Below are 21,388 nucleotides of genomic sequence, written 5' to 3'. Positions count from 1 at the left end.
GGCGCGATCCCGTGGCCGTCGGCTTCGGCGCCGTCGGCCACGACCGGCTGACTACGGATCGCGAACCTATGGGGCCGGATCGGTGGGGGCGGTGGCGGGCTGTTGCAGGGAGGCCAGGACCGGGGACGGGGCGTGGTTCGCCCAGCCGGTGCCGGGCCAGTTCAGCCAGCCGGAGGAGGCGTAGGTGCCGCCGTCGGGGTGCAGGGTCGTGCCGGTGAGGTAGGACGACAGGCCCGAGGCGAGGAACACGACGCACCCGGAGACGTCGGTCGGCACGCCGGCGCGGCCCATCGGGATGCCCACCTGCAGGCCGGTGGGTGTTGAGTAGGCGCCGTCGCCGCCGACCATCCGGCGCATGTTCGGGGTCGGGGTGAAGTCCGGGGCGACGTTGTTGACCCGGATGCCGTCCGGGGCGACCTCCACGGCGAGGGTGCGGCCGAACTGCTCGACGGCCGCCTTCGCCGCCGAGTAGACCGCGAAACCCGGGGCGGCACGGTGCGCCTCGATGGTCGTCAGGTTCACGATGCTGCCACCGCGACCGCCGGCCTGCATCCGAGGGACGGCCAGCGAGCAGGCGTGCAGGACGTGCATGAGGTTCAGCCGCAGCAGGGCGTCCCAGCCCTTGGCCCGGGTCTCGACGAACGGGGCGCGGAACGTGCCGCCGACGACGTTGACCAGGGTGTCCACCCGGCCCCAGGTCTCGTCGACGGCGGCGAACAGCCTGTCGAGCTCGGCGGGGTCGCGGGAGTCGCCATGGTGGACGATCGCGTCGGCGCCCTGGGCGGCGAGGGAGTCGCGCAGGGCCTCGACCCCGGCCGGGTCGATGTCCAGCACCGCTACCCGCACCCCGTTGGCGGCCAGGTCGGCGGTGATGGCACCGCCGAGGCCGCCCGCCCCACCGCTGATGACGGCGACACTGCCCGCCAGACCACTGCGTTCCTCGAACCAGCCCACGCCGGGTTCGCCTCCGTTCGGATTCTGGATCTCGACACCTGCCGGGTGGTTCAGGGGATCAGGGTCTCGCCGAAGGTCTCGATGAAGCTGATGGTCTCGGCCGCCGACCGGGTGTGGGAGGAGATCACGACCCAGGTCACGCCGGCCTTCTCGATCTCGGCGAGGGCCTCGCGGTGCCGGTCGGCCTCGGCGGTGACGCTGGTTTCGGACGGCACCCCGGAGTAGGAGTACGAGACGTCGATCAGGTCGGTCCGGCCGTTCGCCGCGGCGGTGTCGCGTATCTCGCGGATCATGCCGGCGAGGTTGTCGAGGGAGCCGATGGACACCGTCCGGGCGGTCGTCGACAGCTCCGGCCCACCGGACATCGCCATCCAGCCCTGGGCGCGGGCCGCGACGCGACGCCGGCTCAGCTTCGAGTTCCCGCCGATCCAGACCGGAATCGGGTCCTGGACCGGCCGCGGGCGGGCGATGACGTTGCGGGCGTCGAAATGCAGGCCCTGGTAGCTGAACGGCTCGCCCTTCCAGTGCAGCGGCAGGACGTCCAGGATTTCGTCGAACAGCGCGTTGCGCTCCTCGAAGTTCACGCCGAGGGCGTAGAACTCGGACTTCTGGTACCCGGCACCGATACCCAGGGTGAAACGGCCGTCGGAGATCTTGTCGACGGTGGCCGCGGCCTTGGCGAGCAGGAACGGATTGCGGTAGGGCGCGACCGACAGGTGGGTGAGCAGCCGCAGCCGTTCGGTCGCGGCGGCGACATAGCCGAGGCCGACGAACGGGTCGAGGCTCTGGTGGCCGCCGTTCTCCAGCCAGCGGGCACCGGGAACCGGGTGCTCGGTGAGGGAGAGCGCGTCGAAGCCGGCTCGCTCGGCGGCCTGGGCGACGTCCCGCAGCGGCCCGGGATCGAGCATGTCGCCGTCGGTACCTGACGTCTCCGGGTAATGAAAGATGAAGCGCATCGTTGTCGTCACCCTGTTCATGCGTCCCGCGCGGGCCGGACCTGGGCCGGTGTCTCAAACCTGTCTACCAGAAGGTAGACACGACAGTCAGAAATCCAGCTGGGGTACCTCTCCCGCAGCGGCTCTTCCGGGCCGAATCTGCTGGTGGAGCGCCCGTGATCAGGGCTGGAAGCGGTAGCCCATGCCCGGCTCGGTGGTCAGATGGCGGGGGCGCGTCGGATCCGGCTCGAGTTTGCGACGCAGCCGGTTGATGTAGAGCCGCAGCGACGACGTGTCGTCGGAGTAGGTCGGGCCCCAGACCCCGCTGACGAGCGCGCGGCTGCTGACGAGCTTGCCCGCGTCGCGTACCAGCGCCTCGAGCAGCCGCCATTCGGTCGGCGTCAGGTGCACCGGCGGCACTCCGTCCTCCCGGGCGGTGACGGACCTGGCCGCGAGGTCGACCCGGTAGTGGCCGACGTCCACCGCCGGCCCGGCGTCGCTCGTCGAGGCGCGCCGCGCCACGGCTCGCATGCGGGCAAGCAGTTCCTCGACGGAGAACGGCTTGGTGATGTAGTCGTCGGCCCCGGCGTCCAGGGCCGCGATCTTCTCCGGCCCGGACGTCCGGCCGGACAGGACGATGATCGGCACCCTGGTCCAGCTGCGCAGGCCGCGGATCACGTCGAGACCGTCCAGGTCCGGCAGGCCGAGGTCGAGAACGATGATGTCCGGCGGATGGGCCGCGGCCTCACCGAGAGCGTCCTCGCCGCCGACGGCCGTGCGGACGTCGTACCCCTTGGCACGCAACGTGATCCGCATGGCCCGCAGCAGTTGCGGCTCGTCGTCCACGAACAGCACCCGAACCCGCGCCCGCGGCTCGGACCCGTCGCCCATCCATCAGCTCCCGTCACGTGCCAGTTCGCCACAGCATGCCAGGTTGGCGGCCCGGCCGGCGGCCGTCACCCATCTGACAGGCGGCGCTGGACGGCACTGAACGGCGCTGGTCCCGGCACCGCCTACCATCCGAGAAAAACTACTGATAGTAGTCATCCATATTCGGGGAGGATCTGGTGGAGGTCACGGCAAGAGCGCGGGCGCGCACGCGCCTGCGGACGACGGGGTTCGGCGTGCTCGCCGCGTTCTGTTCCCTCAGCGCGCTCGATCCGCTCGCCGTGGCGCGGGCCGATCCGGGCGCGAGCTACTTCGGGGACCATTTCGAGCTGGTGGCGCTGGCGCTGCCCGCCGGACTCTCCGCCGGCAACGCCAGCGTGGTGAACAACGACGGCCTGATCGTCGGGCTCGCCTGGGCCGACAACGGGAGCCCGCAGGGCGTCGTCTGGCGCGACCGGGTGCCCGTCGTGATCCCGGACAGCCTGCCCGTCACCGTCAACGACGCCGGCCAGGTCGCGGGAAACCAGTTCCCGTCGGACGCGCCCAGCCGGGGCTTCCTGTGGGCGAACGGGCAGCTCACCACCCTGGCACCGACCTCGCCCGGCCCCGGCCGGTTCAGCACGGTCAGCGCCCTGGCCCCGGACGGGACCGCGATCGGTGTGAGCGGCTCGGACCTGGCGGGGTCGGAGATACCGGGCCCGAACACCCGGGCGACGGTCTGGTACGACGGCGTGGCGACGGACCTGGGCACCCTGGGCGGCACGTGGAGCAGCGCGGACCTGATCAACGACCGCGGCCAGGTCGCCGGGGTCAGCGCCACGGCGACCGGCGATCAGCACGCCTTCCTCTCCGCGCCCGGGGGCCTGCGTGACCTCGGCACCCTCGGCGGGCAGTACAGCTACCCGATCGCGATCAACAACCGCGGCCAGGTCGTCGGCATGAGCGACACCCCCGACGGGCACGGTCACGCGGTTCTCTGGGCGGACGGGCAGATCATCGATCTCGGCGTGGCACCCGGCTTCGGCGACAGCGCGGCGATCGGCCTGAACGACCGCGGCCAGGTGCTCGTGGAGAACTACGGGACGGCGGGCACCGGCGTGGACAGCCAGGCCCCGGCGCTCCCGGCGAACACGCCGTCGGCGTACGTGTGGACGGCCGGGCAGCGCCAGTACCTCACCGGTTTTGGTGGTGACACGATCTCGCCCCTCGAGATCAACGAGGACGGCGCCGTCATCGGCTCGGCCACCACCCCGGACGGCGTCGCGCGGCCCTACCTGTGGTCCGACGGGGTCGCGCGCGACATCGGCGGTCCGGGGACGCTGGCGTCGGGCGTCGTCAGCAGCCGCAACCGGCTGGGTCAGCTCGTCGGCTTCACGACCCCGCAGAGCGGGCGCCAGGTCCCCCTGTTCTGGCAGGCTGACTGACCTTTTCGAAGCCGCGGCTTCCGCCGCTTCCGCCGTCCCCGCCAGCGCTGCCGGCCGCTGACCCGGCCGGCGCCGGCTCGCCCCCGGGACCACGCCCCGCGTCGGTGTTCGTGCGGGTGACGGCGGGGGCCTCGGCGCGGGCGGCCGAGTCCGCACGGGTGGCCGAGTCCGCACGGGTAGCGGAGTCGGCACGGGTAGCGGAATCGGCAGGGATGGCGGCCGGGCCGAAGGGCCCCGCGGCGAGGCGGGCCGGCTCACCGCGGCGGCGGGCCAGGTACCACCGCAACGACGTGTCGAGCACGCGGCGGGCCCGTCGCAGCGCCGGGACCTGCATCGCCCGATGCGCCTGGTAGCTCCACGGCGGCTGGTCGCTCTGGCGGGTCGCCATCGCGTACGCGAACTCGACCGGGTCGGCCCCCGTCGCACCCACCGCCTCCCGGTCGAGCAGTGCGTCCACCCGTTCGAACCAGGACATGCTGGTCCGCGCCCTGGCCTGCAGCGGTTCGAGGGCCGCGTGGCCCTCGTGGTCGAACTGCGCGAGCGCCGGGGCGACCTCGCCGTGCTCGTGGAGCATCTGCGCGAGCATGACCCCGTCGATCATCGCCAGCGTCGTGCCCGAGCCGAGGGTGAAATGCGTCGTGTGCGCGGCATCGCCGAGGAGCACCGTGTTGCCCACCGACCAGTGCTGGTTCCTGACCTGCGTGAACCGCTGCCAGCGTGCCGGCCGGCGCGGGTTGTCGGTCAGGCCGTGCCCGCCGAGCGGCACCGCGAAGATGTCGCTCAGGGTCCGCAGCATCTCCGGGCCCGACGAGATGGCGAAACCGAGCCGTTCCCAGGTCTTCGGCGAGCACTCGACGATGCAGGTGCTCACGTCCGCGCCGGAGGGGTAGGCGTGGAACCACACCCAGCCGGACGGGGTGCGTTCGAACGCGAACGTGAACCGGTCGAAGTGTCGGCGCGTGCCAAGCCAGATGTACTGGTTGCCCCCGACGTCCGTCGAGGTGCCGAACTGGCCGTCGAACATCGATCGCACCCGGCTGTTCGCACCGTCCGCGCCGACGACGAGATCCGGGGTGGGACGCGCCTCGTCCCCGGGTCGAGTGCCAGCTCCACCGCGCCAGCCCAGCGCCGCCAGGTCGGCCAGGTCGCTGACGTCACGGCCATGCTCGACACGGATCCCCAGCTCGATCGCCCGCCGGGTGAGGATGTCGAGCAGGGCCGCGCGCTGCACGCTGAACCCGTACCCGGCGAAGTGCGCGACCCGGCCGGGCCCCAGGCTGATGTCCTGCTCCTGCCACAGGGTCGACGCCGCGCGGATCTCCCGCGCGCTCACCGGGTCGTTGCGGAACAGGACGTCGAGCAGGTTGTCCCAGTAGACGACCCCCCAGCCGTAGGTGGCGCCCGGCGGGTCCCGGTCGATGACGGTGATCTCGTGGCCGGCGTCGCGGCGTTTCGCGGAGATCGCGAAGTAAAGCCCGGCCGGCCCCGCACCCACACAGACGATCCTCACACGGTCCCCCTGCCCTAGACGTGGACGACTTCCCGCAGCTGTCCCGGAACGAGATGCCCCGGGAACGACGACTGCCCCGGGAACGACAAGGGTCGTGCAGCTCGGAGGAAGGTCCACCGACCTGCACGACCAGGAGCGGGTTACCCGGGCTGGGACCCGCCGCGGGGCTCAGTGGCCCCGGGACTCACTCACTTCCTCGGGCGAGTGGCGGTCACGGTTGCGGATTCGGAGCTCACCAGCCCCAGCCACCGCCCCAGCCCCAGCCGCCACCCCAGCCCCAACCCCAGCCACCGCCCCAGCCCCAACCCCAGCTGCGGCCCCAGCCCCAACCACCGCCGCCACCGACGAACACGAAGACTCCCCGGGTGACGTCCCGGAACGAGCCCTGAGGTGCAATCGCGGGCGCTTCGTACCTGGCCTTCATGACCTACCCCTTCCGTCCGAGCTCTCGTGCGTCCGGCTCCTGTTGGTCCGGCTGCCGAGTCGATCCGGCTGCCGGCCTGGTCCGGCTGTCCGAGCGCGCCTCGTCCGGCGCGGATCTGCCGGACAATCCGTCCATCCGCCTGGCCCATCGGCGTCAGGCAGATGGGAGCACCCGTCCGAGCTTCATCGTGCCCCGCACCGGTTCAGTGACGGTTCAGCCACCATGCGCTCACCACACGTCCGCCGCGGCCCGGTTGGGAGGGACCGCGCAGCGGTACGCCGGACTACACGACCCGTGCCCTTGCCATGCCCGCGTCGGCGCCGCTGCGGTGGCCGCGGGGTCAGGAGTACGCAGATGAAGAACTCGCCGACCATCGCCCGCCTCGTCCGCCGGACCGAGCAGTGGCGCCACGCCGGTCCCGAGAACGCGCCGCCCAAGGAGGCGCCGGTGCTGCGGCCGAGGGCGTTGACGTCGGCCGATCTGATCGGGGACGGACGGCGACGGCCCAAGGTGATCGTGGTCGGCAGCGGCTACGCCGGGCTCGGCGTGCTGCAGTACCTGGAGGCGCGGCTGCCGGCCCACGCCGCGGACCTCGCGCTCGTCTCCCCCGTGGATCATCTGCTCTACACGTCGCTGCTTCCGCAGGTGGCCGCCGGCGACATCGAGCCACGCCACCTCGCGGTCTCCGTCCGCGGGACGTTGCGCCGCACCGTGTCGCATCTGGGGCATGTGACCGAGATCGATCCCACCGCGCGCAACGTCACCGTCCTGAGCCGAGCCGGCGTCCCGTTCACCCTGGCCTGGGACAGGCTGGTCCTCGCGCCCGGGGCGCACACGCGGACGTTCGACATCCCCGGCCTGGCCGAGTTCGGCCTGGGGATGAAGAACCTCGCGGAGGCGGTCTTCCTTCGTGACCACGTGCTGCGCCAGATGGCCTACGCCGACGCGGCCGTGCACGAGGCCGAACGCCGGGCGCACTGCACCTTCGTCGTCGTCGGCGCCGGGTACACCGGCACGGAGCTGGCGGCGCAGATGCGGCGGTTCACCATGAAGGCGCTGGCGCAGTTCCCGCGGCTGCGGTCCGACCAGGTCCGCTGGCTGTTGCTCGACCTCGCCCCGAAGGTGCTGCCCGAGCTGGACGAACACCTCGGTATCGGGGCGTCCCGGGTGCTGCGGGAGCGGGGGGTGGAGGTCCGGCTGAAGACGTCGGTCCAGCAGGTGCGCCCCGACTCCGTCACGCTCACCAGCGGCGAGATCATCCCGACCCACACCCTGGTCTGGTGCGCGGGTGTGACCCCGAACCCGCTGGTGAGCTCGTTCGGCGCGGAGACCGTGCGGGGGCGGCTGGTCGTCGACGAACGGTTCCGGGTGCCGGGCCACGCCGGAGTGTTCGCCCTGGGCGACGCGGCGGCCGTACCCGACTCGACCCGGGGCGGTGTCCCCGCGGGACAGACCGCGCAGAACGCCGTGCGGCAGGGCACGGCGGCGGGCCGCAACATCGCGGCGTCACTGGGCTACGGGGCGATGCGCCCCTACCATCACCGTGACCTGGGATTCGTCGTCGACCTCGGCGGGGCCGACGCCGTCGCCAACCCGCTGGGCCTGCGCCTTTCGGGCGTGCCGGCGGCGGTGGTCACCCGCGCCTACCATCTGCTCGCGCTGAAGGCGGGCACCAACCGAGCCTACGTCGCCGCGGACTGGATCCTCGGTGCCCTGATGAAACCGCGGACGGTGCAGCTCGGTTTCCTGCCGCCGCCGCACGCGACGATCGCCCAGGTCGAGCAGACCGAGCTGTACCAGGCCTGACCGGACGTACCAGGCCTGACCGGACGCATGTCGGCCGGACCGCGGGCCGGGATGACGGGTGGCAGGCGCAGGATGCCGGCGGGCGGACCGGTCCCGGCCCCGCCGCCGGCTCACACCTGCGAACCCGATCAGGCCTTGGCGGCCTCGGCGCGGGCCAGCACACCGACGTCGGACTGGTCGGTGAACAGCCCGTCGATGCCGGCCTTCAGGTAGGCCACCTGCTCGTCGATGCCGCGGCCGAAGTCGCTCACGACGGTGCCCGAGCGCAGCTCGGCCGGCAGGAAGGAGTTCTCGGCCCGGAAGGTGTACGGGTGCAGCAGCAGCCCGACGGCGTGCGCGTTCTTCACGAGCGCGGTCGGGGTGCCGAGCTTCCCGTCCACGACCGGGATGACCATGGATTTCTCCGGCCCGATCCCGCCCGCGTAACCCGCGATCGCCTTGAGGCCGTCCGGGGTGATCAGGTCCGCGTAGGTGCGCGGGTCACCGGCGGCGACCAGGTCGTAGGGGGCACCGCTGGCGCTCAGCAGCTGCACGGCGTTCGTCCGCAGCCCCTTGCGGCGCAGCTCCTGCAGGTTCGTCGTCTCGAAGGACTGGACGAACACCGGCGCGGTGCGCGAGTTCAGGCCGTTGCGGCTGAGCAGGTCCAGCAGCCGCTGCTCCAGGGGCAGCCCGGCCTTCTGGAAGTAGGTCGGGTGCTTGGTCTCCGGGTAGATGCCGATCTCCCGGTGCAGCTCCGCGGACAGGCGCCTGCGCAGCTCGATGACCTCGGCGAGGGTCGGGATCTCGAAGCGCCCGTCGTACATCGTGTTCTCCTGCCGGATCGCTGGCAGGCGCTCCTTCGCGCGCAGCGTCTTGAGCTCGGCGAGGGTGAAGTCCTCGGTGAACCACCCGGTGACGGAGACGCCGTCCAGCAGCTTCGTCACGCGCCGGGAGGCGAACTCGGGGTGGTCCGCGACGTTCGTGGTGCCGCCGATCTCCGGCTCGTGCCGGCAGACCAGGTGACCGTCCTTGGTCGGCACCAGGTCGGGCTCGACGAAGTCGGCGCCCATCCGCGCGGCGAGCTCGTAGGAGGCCAGCGTGTGCTCCGGCCGGTAGCCCGACGCACCGCGGTGCCCGATCACCAGGATCCGGTTCCGGCTCGGCGACTGCCCGCCCGACGACGAACCGCCACCCGACCCGGAGGACCCGGCCGAGGCGGCCGACGCCGAGGCCACGACCAGCGGCGCGGCGGCGAGACCGGCGATGAGGCCACGACGGCCCACGCCACGCCGGGGTTCCACCGACGGCTCGCCGGACCCGTCCGTGCCGGCAGCATCCAGCCCGCGAGGCTCCACAAATCCTCCAACGCGGCACCGGCGTCCGTCGCCGGCGGCGCGCCACCCAGCGAAGCAATCAGGGAAGACGGGGGAACGGATCAGACGTTTCTTTTCGTGGTCGGGCGGACGTCCAGTGCGCTAACCGATGCCGACGCACGGACAACGCGCTAACCCGGGGCGCCCGGAAAGCAATGATCAGGCGACGTTCCGGTGAACACCCGGCGTGCTGTCGCGGGGCCGACATCGAGAGCTTCGCCCGATGTATCACGATCACGCGGTGCGCCTGACCCGCGTGACCCGTGTGATCGGACCCGCGCTGGCGGTCCTGCTGCTGGCGGGTGTCGCCGCGCTCGCGATCGTGCCGCGGCTTCGCCCGGCCGGCGACGACAAGCTCGTGACCGTCCACGCGCTGGTCGGGTCGGAGAAGCGGTCGTTCCTGACCGACCCCGAGGTGGTCTCGGTGCTGGCCAGGGCCGGCTACCGGCTGGTCATCGACACCGCCGGCAGCCGGGAGATCACGACCCGGACCGACCTCGACGCCTACGACCTCGTGTTCCCGGCGAACACCCCGCAGGCCGACCGCATCAAGCAGGCCCGGGGCCTGACCCGGTCGTACTCGCCGTTCTACTCGCCCATGGCGATCGCGACCTTCCGCCCGATCGCCGACCTGCTCGCCCGCGCCGGCGTGGTCCACACCGACGGCCCGGTGGCCACCTTCGACATGCACGCCTACCTGAAGCTGGTCCGCGACCACACCCGGTGGTCCGACCTGCCGGGAGCCGACGCCGTGTACCCCACGGACCGCTCGGTGCTGATCGCCTCGACGGACGTCCGCACCTCGAACTCGGCGGCGCTCTACCTGGCCCTCGTCAGCTACGTGGCGAACGGCGACGAGGTGGTCACCGACCGCGCCGCCGCCGAGCGGCAGGCCGAGTTCGCGGCGGGCCTGTTCGAACGCCAGGGCTACCTCGACAACTCGACCGCCGAGCCGTTCGACGAGTTCCTCGCCATGGGCATGGGGAAGGCGCCGATGGTGATGATCTACGAAGCGCAGTTCCTGGAACGGGTCCGGGCCGCCGACGGCTCGATCCGCCCCGACATGCTGCTGCTCTACCCCGAGCCGACCATCTTCGCCCGGCACACCGTCGTCCCGCTGACCGACACCGGTGACGCGGTCGGGAAGCTCCTCTCCACCAGTCCGGACCTGGTCCGGCTGGCCGTCCGCCACGGGTTCCGCCCCAGTGACCCGGCAGCCGCCGCGCAGGCGCGCGGGCAGGGCGCCGCGAACGCGGCCTCGGCGCCGCCCGAGCTGGTGAACACCGCCGAACCACCCAGCCAGGAGATCTCCGACCTGATGATCGAGCTCATCGCGGACGCCTACCGGACCGGCACCGGATGAAGCGGCCCCGCATGATCCGGCACCGTCTGAGCCGCCGCCGGCCGCGCGGCACGCTCGCCCTGCTGATGGTCATCCTCACCACCGCGGCCGCCGCGCTCGGCGCCTGCTCGGGCTCCGCCGACAAGGACGGCGATGATCCCGACCTTCGCGGCGGCACGCTGCGCATCCTCGCCGGCTCCGAGCTGCGTGACCTCGACGGGCTACTGGACGACTTCCGCCGCCAGACGGGCATCGAGGTCACCCTGGAGTACACCGGCACCCTCGACGCCGTTGACCGCATCACCGCCGGGACGACGGACGCCGACGCCGCCTGGCTCGCCTCCGACCGCTACCTGCGCCTGGCCCTCGGGGATGCCCCGGACCGGAGCGGCACCATCGTCGACCGTGCGACCACGATGATGTCCCCGGTGGTGCTCGGGGTCCGCAGCGAGCTCGCGCGCCGCTTCGGCTGGGTCGACAACAAGGCGGTGACCTGGGCGGACGTCGCGCGGAAGGTCGCCGCGGGCGAGTTCACCTATGCGATGACCAGCCCGTCGTCGTCCAACTCGGGGTTCTCCGCCCTCGTCGGCGTCGCCGCCGCGCTCGCCGGCACGTCCGACGCGCTGACCCTGGACGACATCCACCCGGTCGCGCTGACGTCGTTCTTCGCCGGCCAGGTGCTCACCGCCGGAAGCTCCGGATGGCTGACCGACGCGTTCGTCCGCTCGGCGACCCCGATCGGCGGGATGATCAACTACGAGTCGGAGATCCTCGCGCTGAACGCCGGGGCGCTGCGCGACGACCCGCTCACGATCGTCTATCCCCGCGACGGCGTCATCACCGCGGACTACCCGCTGCAGCTCCTGCACGGTGACGCCGCCCACCGCGGCGCCTACGACCGGCTGGTCAGCTGGCTGCGCGCACCCGACGTCCAGCGCCGGATCGCCACCACGACCTACCGGCGCCCGGCGGCTCCCGGTGTGCGCCTCGACCCGGCGCCCTGGCCGGCCCCCGAGCTGCCTGCCCAGCTGCCGTTCCCCGCCACCAGCGAGATCGCCGACCATCTGCTCGCCGCGTACCAGGACGAGTACCGCCGCCCCACCCACGCGATCTTCGTCCTGGACGTCTCCCCCTCCATGCGGGGCGAGCGGCTGGAGCTGCTGCGCTCCACCCTGCGCGAGCTCGCCGGAACCGGAACGGGCTCCGGAACCGGCACCGACGACACCCTGGAGCAGCGGTTCGCCCGCTTCCGCGAACGTGAGCGGGTCACCCTGATCACCTTCAGCGGGACGGTGCACGCCACCCTGGAGTTCACCGTCAACGACCCGCAACCCGGATCGGCCGACCTCGCCGCCATCTCCGCCGCCGCCGACGGCCTGACGCTGGGCTCGGGCACCGCGATCTACTCGGCGCTGGAGGCCGCCTACCGCTACGTCGCGGACAGCGCGGCCGCCCCGGCCGACGGCGTGGCCCCCCTCACCTCGATCGTGTTGATGACCGACGGGGAGAACAACCAGGGCACCACGGCCGACGCCTTCCACTCCTCCTATCTGGCCCTGCCGGATGCCGCCCGTTCGGTGCGGACCTTCACCGTGGTCTTCGGGGACGCCCGCGTCGACGAGATGCGGACCATCGCGGACTGGACCGGCGGCGCGATGTTCGACGCGCGGACGTCCTCACTCTCCGAGGCATTTCGGGAAATACGTGGCTATCAGTGAGCCTGTTCCATCGTCGGCTCGAACCTGCCGCAACCCCGGCGACGCCCCGTGAGACGGAAAAGGCTCGGTAGGCGGGCACTGGCCTGGCTCGGCTCGACCCGCAACACCGTCGGCTGCGTGGCGGCGCTGGGCGGCGTCACGCTCGGCGCCACCGGCGTGCTGCCCGCCGGGCTGTGGCCGCTCGCGACCGCCGCCCTCTACGTCGCCGGCGCCCTGGCGATCCCCACCCGCGGACGTCCACAGCCGCCACCCGAAGCGCATTCCACGTCCGAGACACACCCGGCGCCCGGTGCGCTCACCACGCAAGAACCGTTCACCACATCAGAACTGCTAGCCACGTCAGAACCGCTAACCACGTCAGAACCGCTCACCGCAGAGGTCCACAGCGCGCCCGAAACGCACACGGCCCCGGAAATGCACACCGCGACAGGAGCACACACCCCACCCGAACGGAACGCCACGTCCGAACCGAACCCGTCGCCGGCGGGGCCGCTCGGTGCCGGCGACCCGGCCCACCCGGCCCACCTGCGGGTGGTCCTGGGCGAGCGGATCGCGGCGATGTCCGCGCAGGCCGTTCCCGTCGAAGCGGACCTGATCTACGCGGTCCGCGTTCTCGCGGACGCTGTCGAAGCCTTCCTCGATCTGCCGGAACCGGACCGTCGGCCCGGCCCGCACCGCACCCGCGCGAGCCGAACCGTCGAGCGCGTCGTTCTCGATCATCTACCGCGGGTGCTCGACGAGTACCTCGCCCTGCCCCGCCTCTACGCGACCCTGGGCCGGCGCACCGACGGCCGCACGCCCCACCAGGCCGCACTCGACCAGGTCACGCTGCTGTCGTCCGCGGTCCGCGCGATCACCGTGGCCACCCGGAACGGCGATGCGCACCCGGGCCGCCTGGCGGGCGTCGTCGCCGCCCAGGAGCGCCTGCTGGCCGGCGAGCGCTCAGGTCCGGGGCACGGTTCAGCTCCGGGTCCCGGTTCGGGTTCGGGTTCGGGGCCCGGTTCGGGTTCGGCCGCGGATGGCCCGGTTCGCCCCGCCGGCTGACCCCGAACCCGGCCCACCGGTGCCGCCACGCGTGCATCGCCCGGGCGGCGGCCTCCGCCGTGGGGCATGCTCCGAGTCGATGGCCACCGCAGTCGACACCAGCACACCGGGCCACGGACCGGTCCGTGCCGTGGTCGGCGCGCGGGTCAGCGCATCGGGTTGCCGCACCCCGGCGAGGAGGCGCGAACCGACATCGTGGATGATCACGGCACAAACACGCCTCAACCAACACGGCGCGGGTGGCGACAACCCCCCGACGCATCATTCTGGGACGGTGCCGGTGCGGATCCGTGATCGGGCAGGATGGTCACAGACAGTGCCGATCGGCGCGGGACGTGACCACAAATGCTGATGACCTACCTGCTGGGCCTGGGTTCCGCGGTCTGCTTCGGAGTCGCCGCGGTCATCCAGCAGCGCGTCGCCTTCCACGCACCTCCCGAGGACGTCCTGCGGCTTCGGCTGCTGCTGTGGCTCGTACGACGTCCGCTGTGGGACGCCGGTGTGCTCCTGTCCGCGGTCGGGACGTTCGCGGCGGCCGCGGCGCTGGCCCGGTCCACGGTCGCGTTCGTCGCGCCGCTGCAGGTCTGCCAGTTGCTCTTCGCGCTGCCCCTGGCGGCGGTGTGGGCCCGTCGGCGGGTGCCGCGACGGGACTGGGCGGCCGCGATCGCCACGGCGCTGGGGCTGGGCACCTTCCTGTTCGCCGGGGATCCACACCAGGGCGAGGTGGAGGCCGCGACCACCGTCGGCTGGCTGCTGACCGGCCTGTCGATCGGTGGCCTCGCGACCTGGGCGGTGCTGGGCACCCGCCGGCTGGACCCGGCGCGCCGTGCCACCCTGCTGGCCGGCGGTGCGGGCCTGCTGTCCGCCCTGCAGAGCGCCCTCGTGAGCGGTGTCGGCCGCCGCGTGGAGACCTCCGGTGTCGGTTCGATCTTCGGGTCCTGGGAGCTGTACGCGGTCGTCGTGGTCGCGCTGACCAGTGGCCTGCTGTTGCAGAGCGCCTACGAGATGGCCCCGCTGCCGGCGTCGCTGCCGGCGGCGGTGACGCTGGAGCCCCTCGGCGGTGTAGCCATCGGCGTGTTCCTGCTCGGTGGCATGCTCCGTGTCAGCCCGCTCGCGGTGGTGGGTGAGATCGCGGGTCTGGCCAGCATGATTGTCGGCGTCCGCGTCCTGGCCAGCTCGCCGCTGGTCACCGGGCAGATGTCCCGGCTGCGCGCGCGGACGTCTCAGGGCCAGCTCTCACGGCTCGAGGATCTGCTGCACCGCGACCTGGAGGTGCTGCGCGACGACCTGGCGCGCGGGCGGCGTGCCAGCACCGACCGCGCCCAGCGTCGCCAGTACCGCCGCCTGCACCACGACCTCGACCGCATCCACTGCGAGCTGGCCCGGCTGGTCGACGACCGGGACCACCTCGATGCCCGCATCAACACGATGCGGGCGGCCAGTGTCGGTATCGGCGCCGGTCGCCGTGCCCCCGGGACCACGGCCGCCGCCGACACGCGCATCGCCGGCGGCACCGCCCCGGGCAGCACCGCCGGCGGCACCGCGGCCGGTGCGCTGCGTTCGGTGACGTCCTCGCCCCGGAACGGAGCAAACGGGCAGGTCCCACGCTCGACGACCAGCCGACGCCCGACGGCCGGCCGACGCTCGACGACCGGCCGCCCCTCCACCCGCGTCCCGCACGGCACCGGAGCGGGCCTCGGCCCGGTGCCACCACCCGGCGCCGGGACCGGGACCGGTCCGGTACCAACGCCGGTGCCCGCCGGATCGGTGTCGTCGCTGCCACCGGCCGGCAGCTCGCGGGCGCGCGGCGGCGACGAACGGACCCGCGCGCGGGCACGCAACGGGGACGGACATGCCAGGGACCACACTCCCGGCCAGCCGACTCCCGGCCACCCGACGGGATCGGACCACCGCGCCAACGGGCACCGCGAGGGCGACGGCGGCGACCATGCGGACGTGATCAGCGATCACGAGCTGGCGGCGTCCCAGCGCGCCCTCGACGCGCGGGCGGACGCGCTTCTGGCCCAGGCCGAGGTGCTGTCGGCGAAGGCGGAGACGATGCTGCGCTCGCTCGCGTCGTAACGCCGCTCCCCTACCAGGGACACGCACTGACCTCGGTCGACGCAATACAGAAGACTAATTGTATGATGCACCCAACTTGCTGGCTCCGGGCTTCAGGCCCGCGAGTCGACCACAGGAAGAGCACCGCCCCATGGACGAAAAGACAGCCGCGGCCCCCACGGCGAACACCGGACGAGCCCCCGCGATCAGGACCACGGCGCAGGAGACCCCGTCGGACCGCGGGCACCAGGTCGCGCAGCTCGCCGACGACGTCGCCCGGCTGATCCGCGGGCTCGCCCGCGCCCGCAGCCAGTTCCTCGCCCGGGCACGGGATGACATGGAGTGGGCGGCCCAGATCCTGATCTCGTATCTGGCCGCCGGTGGCCCGATGCGCCTCGGCGCCCTCGCCGCCGCCGTGCAGTCGGATCCGTCCACGGTCAGCCGGCAGGTCGCCGCCCTGGTCCGGGACGGTTTCGTGGAGCGACGCGCCGACCCGGCCGACGGGCGGGCCGTGGTTCTGGATGTCACCGAGGCCGGCCGGCAGGTCCACCGGGACCACATCAGAGTGCGCAACGAGCGCTACGAGGAGATGCTCGCTGCCTGGAGCAGCGAGGACCTCGCCACCTTCGCCGCCCTGTTGCACCGCTTCGGCGACGCGATGGAGATCCACCAGCCCAGCTGGTCGGCCAGGCCACACCAGGCCGACCCCGCCACTGACCCCGCCACCGACACCGACGCCTCGCCAAGACCGGACCAGGAACAGGACGACCGATCATGAGCTCAGCCGGCGCGACCTCCACCTCGGCCGTGCCCGCCACGCCAGGCGGGCCGAACGGGCCAGGGGGGCCCGCCGCGCCGGCGCCGGGGGCGCTCACCCATCGACAGATCATGACCATCGTCACGGCACTGCTGCTGGGCACGTTCCTCGCCGCGCTCGACCAGACGGTGGTCTCGACGGCCATCCGCAGCATCGGCGACGACCTGCACGGCCTGTCCGCCCAGGCCTGGGTGACCACCGCGTTCCTCATCACCTCGACGATCACCACGCCGCTCTACGGCAAGCTCTCGGACATCTACGGCCGCAAGCCGCTGTTCCTGCTCGCGATCTCGATCTTCGTCGTCGGCTCCGTTCTGTGCGGGATGGCGTCGAGCATGTACGTGCTGGCCGGGTTCCGCGCCCTGCAGGGGCTCGGGGCCGGCGGCCTGTTCTCGCTCGCGATGTCGATCATGGCCGACATCCTGTCGCCGCAGCAGCGCCCGAAGTACATGGCGTACTTCATGGCGACGTTCGCGACGTCCAGCGTCGCCGGACCGGTCATCGGCGGGTTCCTGGCCGGTCAGGACAGCGTGGCCGGGCTGGCCGGCTGGCGCTGGATCTTCTGGATCAACGTCCCGATCGGCCTGATCGCGCTGGTCGTCGTCAACCGGGTCCTGCGCGGGGGCGGGAAGCGGGGCAGCACCCGCATCGACTGGTGGGGCACCGTCGCGATCATCGCGGCGGTCGTGCCCCTCCTGCTCGTCGCCGAACGGGGCCGGGAATGGGGCTGGGGCTCGGCCGTCTCCGTAACCTGCTATGTGATCGGCGCCATCGGCCTGGCCGGGTTCGTCGTCGCCGAGCGGTACATGGGTGACGACGCGCTGATCCCCCTGCGGCTGTTCGGCGGCCGGACGTTCTCCGTCGGCACGGTGCTCTCGATCATCGTCGGTATCGGCATGTTCGGCGGGCTCGCCGTCGTCCCGCTCTACCTGCAGATCGTCAAGGGGGCGTCCCCCACCGAAGCCGGCCTGCTGCTGCTGCCCATGATGGCCGGCGTCATGATCGCGTCGATGACCTCCGGGCGCCTGATCGCGAGGACCGGCCGCTACCGCGTCTACCCGCTCGTCGGCTTCTCGTGCATGGTCGCCGCACTCGGCCTGCTGTCGTTCGTCGGCGCGGACACGCCGCTGTGGCGGACGGAGCTCGCCATGCTGCTGTTCGGCCTCGGGCTGGGCCAGACCATGCAGACCCTCGTCGTGGCGATGCAGAACAGCGTCGCCCCGCGTGACATCGGCGTCGCGACCTCGTCGGCCACCTTCTTCCGGCAGATCGGCGGAACGCTGGGCACCGCGGTGTTCCTGTCGATCCTGTTCGGCGCGGCGCCCGAGCGGATCACCGACGCCTACCAGGCCGCCGCCGGCACCACCGCGTTCGGCGCGGCGGCCACCGCGCACCCCGACCAGCTTCGCCAGGTGACGTCGAGCGGCTCACTGGACGACTCCGGCTTCCTCCAGCACATCGAGAAGGCCATCGCGCACCCGTTCATGGTCGGCTTCTCCGACGCGATGGACCTGGTCTTCCTGGTCGGCGCCGCGACCGTGGTGATCGGCGTGCTGCTCGCGCTGTTCCTGCCCGAGGTACCGCTGCGCACCATGTCGGGCCTGGAGGCCGCCCGAGCCGATGCCGCTACCGCCGACGCGGCAACTCCGGCCACCCCCGTCACCGCCCCCGACACCGCCGGCGTGGAGATCATGATCCCCGAGCCGGCCGCCGGCAACCCGCTGGAGGCGGCCACCGACGACGCCACTGTCAGCGCCACCGACCCCGCCCCGGCCGGCGCCCAGGTCGAGGCGGAAACCCAGGTCGAGGCGGAAACCCAGGACGAGGCTGAACCCCAGGACGAGGTCGAGGCCGAGGCCCCGGACCACGCCCGGACCGGGTCTCAGGCTCAGGCCGGGACGGCTTCCTGATCCTGGCGCCGCCTCGCCCGTCCCAGGCTCTCCGCGAACATCGACGTGATGAACCAGTCCGGGAACTGGCGGACGAGACCGGCCGGACCGGTCAGCCGCACCTGCCCGCTCATCCGCAGCTCCCGGAAGGTGGCGACACTCATCAGCCACCGGAGCATGGCCGAGGTCGGCGCCTCGATCACGAGGTCGGGCTCACGCGCGGGCTCCTCCTGGCACACGGTGACCCCGCCGTCGGCGATGTCCAACCAGCCCTGGGCCGCGCCGGGGCCGGTGAGCACCAGGTGCACCACGGTCCGTTCGGCTGGCAGCGCCCCGGGGTTCGCGCACTGGTGCAACCGCCACATGAGCGTCAGCCCGTCGCATTCCTCGTCCGTGGGATCGCCGAACGTCCACTCGGCCGCCCACTGACCAAGGGACCACACCACGGACGACAACGCCGCGCCCGAGGCGGTCAGCGAGTACCGCACCTGCTGACCCCGCGGCGCCGGTTCCTTCCACACCAGCCCGCGGCGCTCCAGCATGCGCAGCCGCTGGGACAGCAGGGTCCGGCTCAGTCTGGGCAGGCCACGGGCAATCTCGTTGAATCCGGTCGCACCAACGCTCAGTTCACGGATGACCAGCGGCGTCCACCGGTCACCAAGGATCTCCACTCCGACCGCGATCGGGCAGTACTCAACGTGGCCAGTCATACTCGGATGGTCCCATTACAACGACGTCTACGGGGACGTCGATCCAGTTCCCGACAGCGCCACCAGTACGAGATCGATACTCGTCGACCCACTCCCCCGCGACGCATGCTTACCCCTGTCGCCGCAGCCCGCACGCATGGCGACCATCCGAGGGGAGCACAGCATGTCCACCACCCAGACCTCACCGGACCTGGCCGCGATCACGACACGTCAGCAGAAGACGTGGTCCAGCGGAAACTTCGCGAAAATCGCCTCCCGCATCGTGCTCTCCAGCGAGCTGCTGGCCGACGCCGCCGACCTCCGCGCGGGCTGGCATGTCCTTGATGTGGCCTCCGGAACGGGAAACGCGGCCATCGCCGCGGCCCGGTCGGGTGCCCGGGTCATCGGCACGGACTACGTTCCCGAGCTGCTGCGGGAGGCCGGCGTCCGCGCCCGCGCGGAGGGTCTCGACGTCGAGTTCCGGGTCGCCGACGCCCAGCACCTGCCGTTCGCGGACGACAGCTTCGACGCCACGCTGAGCGTGTTCGGCTCGATGTTCGCCCCCGACCACCGCCGCACCGCCGCCGAGATGGTGCGGGTCACCCGCCCCGCGGGCACCATCGGCCTCGCGTCCTGGACGCCCGACGGCTTCATCGGCGACATGTTCCGGGTCATCTCCGCGCACGTACCGCCGCCGGCGGGCGTCGCGTCCCCGCTGCTGTGGGGCACTCGCGAGCATCTGAACGACCTTTTCGGCGGCGCGATCGGAAAGGCCGAGTCGGTCGAGCGGACCTGCACGTTCCGCTTCACCTCCGCCGAGGACTTCGTCGTGTTCTTCCGCCGCTGGTACGGGCCGACCCTGAAGGCGTTCGAAGCGCTCGACGAGGCCGGCCGTGACCAGCTCGCCGCCGAGCTGGTCGACCTGGCCCGACGCTGGGACCGGTACCGCGGCGCCGAGAGTGCCGTCGCCCTGCCGTCGACCTACCTGCAGACGGTTCTCACGCTCCGCTAGCCGACGGCAGCACCACCGCGTCGGGGCACCGGCCAGTGCCCCGGCAGACGTGGCACCAGCACGACGGGCCGGACAGGCGGGACGCCATCGCCCGTCAGCTGCAGGCGCATTTCAGAATCCATTGGATAAACCGGACAGATTTCCTGGCCTTGTCGCCATCACGACAAAGGCAGTCTCACTGAAGAAGAAGGTCCCCGCGGCTTCGGCGGCGCGTAGCTGTTCCCACCATGAGGCGATCTCCTCGACGGCGACGCGCCCCCTGCCCGCCTGCGCACAACGGCGAACCGCTTCGGTCACCTCCCTGAGACGCAGTTCCGTCGCCTCGGGCAATGTGGTGCGCACGGTGGTGACCGCACGCACCGATTCGAGGTGCAGCCCGCTGTTGCGGACGAGCCCGGCCAGCCGTCGCCCCATCCAGGGGTCGGCAGCGGCCATGTTGGCGTAGAGAACCGGCAGCTCCGCGTACGTGAGCAGGAAACGGCGGGCGAGATCACGGTTCTCGATCGCCACCACAATCGTCTCGAAATCCGTGTGGGCGACAACCGCCCGCCCTCCCGGCCGCAGGATGCGGCCGACCTCACGGAGCAGCGCGGCCGGCTCGACCAGGCATTCCAACGTGTTGTGCGAGACGGCGACGTCGAACGCACCGTCCGCGAAGGGCAGCGGCCTGCTGAGGTCATGTCGGACGACGCGGGCGGCTGGTAGTCGAGCGGACAGCGCGGCCAGCGCGCCCTCGTCGACATCGACGGCGGTCAGGGAAACCCCCGCTCCCGCGAACCGAGCATCGATCTCGACCAGCGTGTCGCCCCTTCCGGCTCCCAGGTCGACGACAGCGCCGCCGTTCCAGCCGGACACCAGATCCGCGACGAGGCCGTGCACCGTGGTCTCCCCGATACCGGTCCGCCCCTCGCGCATCGCGCCACACCCTTCTGGACCAGCAGACGGAGCAGTCCACCCGCCACCGATGAGTTCCACCGGCCCGACTGGTCTACCAGGACGTACCCGTCGCGCTATCGACCTGGAGACCCGTCATGACCGCTCCCGCACACCCGGGCCGCATGCTGTTCGTAAGCATCCCCGTCGCGGACCTCGAACGCAGCAAGGAGTTCTTCGCGAAGCTCGGGTTCGGCTTCAACCCGAGCTTCACCGACGAGACCGGCGCCTGCATGCTGGTCGGCGAGCAGGCCAGCGTGATGCTGGTCAGCCATCCGAAGTTCGCGGAGCTCTCGAAGCTGCCGATGGCCGATCCCGCCACGCACACGCTGGCTCTGTACTGCTTCAGCGTCTCGTCCCGCGAGGAGGTCGACACGGTCGCCGAAGCCGCGCTGGCCGCGGGTGGCGTCGAGGCGGACGGCCTGGAGGACTACGGCTTCATGTGCTCACGCAGCTTCTTCGACCTCGACGGCCACGGCTGGCAGGTCATGTGGATGGATCCGGCCGCCGCGCAGAAGGGCCCCGAGGAGTTCGCGACCTCGACGCAGGACGCCCCGGCCTGACCTGACACCGGCGCAGGCCGGCACCGC

The 21,388-nt window shown here is 71.9% G+C and carries 18 protein-coding genes; 10 read left to right on the top strand and 8 right to left on the bottom strand.

Annotated elements, in window-relative coordinates; translation table 11 throughout:
- Positions 1 to 66: 66 nt before the first annotated feature.
- The 3 genes from AWX74_RS13445 to AWX74_RS13435 form a co-directional block, all read right to left on the bottom strand.
- On the bottom strand, positions 67 to 954 hold the full coding sequence (locus AWX74_RS13445; RefSeq protein WP_091276036.1) for an SDR family NAD(P)-dependent oxidoreductase: 888 nt from the start codon (positions 952 to 954) through the stop codon (positions 67 to 69).
- A gap of 50 nt (positions 955 to 1,004) precedes the next feature.
- Complete coding sequence (locus AWX74_RS13440) at positions 1,005 to 1,910, bottom strand: LLM class F420-dependent oxidoreductase (protein ID WP_091276032.1); 906 nt, start codon at positions 1,908 to 1,910, stop codon at positions 1,005 to 1,007.
- Positions 1,911 to 2,069: 159 nt separating this feature from the next.
- Positions 2,070 to 2,780: a response regulator gene (locus AWX74_RS13435; protein WP_091276028.1), complete on the bottom strand. Its 711-nt coding sequence runs from the start codon at positions 2,778 to 2,780 to the stop codon at positions 2,070 to 2,072.
- 176 nt (positions 2,781 to 2,956) lie between these two features.
- On the opposite strand from AWX74_RS13435, the gene AWX74_RS13430 reads away from it, so the two are divergent.
- The gene (locus tag AWX74_RS13430; RefSeq protein WP_091276024.1) at positions 2,957 to 4,201 is read left to right on the top strand and encodes a hypothetical protein; all 1,245 of its coding nucleotides are present in this window, start codon (positions 2,957 to 2,959) and stop codon (positions 4,199 to 4,201) included.
- Here AWX74_RS13430 and AWX74_RS13425 read toward each other — a convergent pair.
- Positions 4,149 to 5,711, bottom strand: coding sequence for an FAD-dependent monooxygenase (locus AWX74_RS13425; protein WP_341271972.1), 1,563 nt, complete (start codon positions 5,709 to 5,711; stop codon positions 4,149 to 4,151). The genes AWX74_RS13430 and AWX74_RS13425 overlap by 53 nt on opposite strands.
- Positions 5,712 to 5,943: 232 nt before the next feature.
- Entirely contained in the window at positions 5,944 to 6,135 is a 192-nt protein-coding gene (locus tag AWX74_RS38930; RefSeq protein ID WP_076828136.1) for a keywimysin-related RiPP, read from the bottom strand.
- A gap of 354 nt (positions 6,136 to 6,489) precedes the next feature.
- Between AWX74_RS38930 and AWX74_RS13415 the strand changes: the two genes are divergently transcribed.
- Positions 6,490 to 7,941, top strand: coding sequence for an NAD(P)/FAD-dependent oxidoreductase (locus AWX74_RS13415; protein ID WP_091276016.1), 1,452 nt, complete (start codon positions 6,490 to 6,492; stop codon positions 7,939 to 7,941).
- Between the two features lie 128 nt (positions 7,942 to 8,069).
- Here the strand turns inward: AWX74_RS13415 and AWX74_RS13410 are convergent, their stop codons facing one another.
- A complete protein-coding gene (locus AWX74_RS13410; RefSeq protein WP_242666214.1) occupies positions 8,070 to 9,221 on the bottom strand; it encodes a glycerophosphodiester phosphodiesterase in 1,152 nt (383 codons plus the stop codon).
- Between the two features lie 313 nt (positions 9,222 to 9,534).
- Between AWX74_RS13410 and AWX74_RS13405 the strand changes: the two genes are divergently transcribed.
- The 6 genes from AWX74_RS13405 (at position 9,535) to AWX74_RS13380 (ending at position 18,185) form a co-directional block, all read left to right on the top strand.
- Complete coding sequence (locus AWX74_RS13405; protein ID WP_397311300.1) at positions 9,535 to 10,656, top strand: hypothetical protein; 1,122 nt, start codon at positions 9,535 to 9,537, stop codon at positions 10,654 to 10,656.
- Between the two features lie 11 nt (positions 10,657 to 10,667).
- Entirely contained in the window at positions 10,668 to 12,353 is a 1,686-nt protein-coding gene (locus AWX74_RS13400) for a VWA domain-containing protein (RefSeq protein ID WP_165615600.1), read from the top strand.
- A 48-nt stretch (positions 12,354 to 12,401) separates the two neighbouring features.
- Entirely contained in the window at positions 12,402 to 13,397 is a 996-nt protein-coding gene (locus AWX74_RS39980; RefSeq protein WP_165615599.1) for a hypothetical protein, read from the top strand.
- Positions 13,398 to 13,742: 345 nt separating this feature from the next.
- The gene (locus AWX74_RS13390) at positions 13,743 to 15,479 is read left to right on the top strand and encodes a DMT family transporter (protein WP_091276007.1); all 1,737 of its coding nucleotides are present in this window, start codon (positions 13,743 to 13,745) and stop codon (positions 15,477 to 15,479) included.
- Positions 15,480 to 15,609: 130 nt separating this feature from the next.
- The gene (locus tag AWX74_RS13385; RefSeq protein WP_091276004.1) at positions 15,610 to 16,236 is read left to right on the top strand and encodes a MarR family winged helix-turn-helix transcriptional regulator; all 627 of its coding nucleotides are present in this window, start codon (positions 15,610 to 15,612) and stop codon (positions 16,234 to 16,236) included.
- Positions 16,233 to 18,185: an MDR family MFS transporter gene (locus AWX74_RS13380; protein WP_091276000.1), complete on the top strand. Its 1,953-nt coding sequence runs from the start codon at positions 16,233 to 16,235 to the stop codon at positions 18,183 to 18,185. Before AWX74_RS13385 ends, AWX74_RS13380 begins: the two co-directional genes overlap by 4 nt.
- Here the strand turns inward: AWX74_RS13380 and AWX74_RS13375 are convergent.
- Positions 18,164 to 18,874 (bottom strand): winged helix-turn-helix transcriptional regulator, encoded by a 711-nt coding sequence (locus tag AWX74_RS13375; protein WP_091275997.1) that lies wholly within the window; start codon positions 18,872 to 18,874, stop codon positions 18,164 to 18,166. The genes AWX74_RS13380 and AWX74_RS13375 overlap by 22 nt on opposite strands.
- 163 nt (positions 18,875 to 19,037) lie before the next feature.
- Here AWX74_RS13375 and AWX74_RS13370 point away from each other — a divergent pair, with 163 nt between their 5' ends.
- On the top strand, positions 19,038 to 19,865 hold the full coding sequence (locus tag AWX74_RS13370) for a class I SAM-dependent methyltransferase (protein WP_165615598.1): 828 nt from the start codon (positions 19,038 to 19,040) through the stop codon (positions 19,863 to 19,865).
- A gap of 111 nt (positions 19,866 to 19,976) precedes the next feature.
- Here AWX74_RS13370 and AWX74_RS13365 read toward each other — a convergent pair whose 3' ends face one another.
- Positions 19,977 to 20,780: a methyltransferase domain-containing protein gene (locus AWX74_RS13365; protein ID WP_091275991.1), complete on the bottom strand. Its 804-nt coding sequence runs from the start codon at positions 20,778 to 20,780 to the stop codon at positions 19,977 to 19,979.
- Between the two features lie 116 nt (positions 20,781 to 20,896).
- Between AWX74_RS13365 and AWX74_RS13360 the strand changes: the two genes are divergently transcribed.
- On the top strand, positions 20,897 to 21,361 hold the full coding sequence (locus AWX74_RS13360; RefSeq protein WP_193209681.1) for a VOC family protein: 465 nt from the start codon (positions 20,897 to 20,899) through the stop codon (positions 21,359 to 21,361).
- Positions 21,362 to 21,388 lie beyond the last annotated feature (27 nt).

Source organism: Parafrankia irregularis, assembly GCF_001536285.1.
Classification (GTDB): domain Bacteria; phylum Actinomycetota; class Actinomycetes; order Frankiales; family Frankiaceae; genus Parafrankia; species Parafrankia irregularis.
This window is presented reverse-complemented; position numbering and strand designations above follow the sequence as displayed.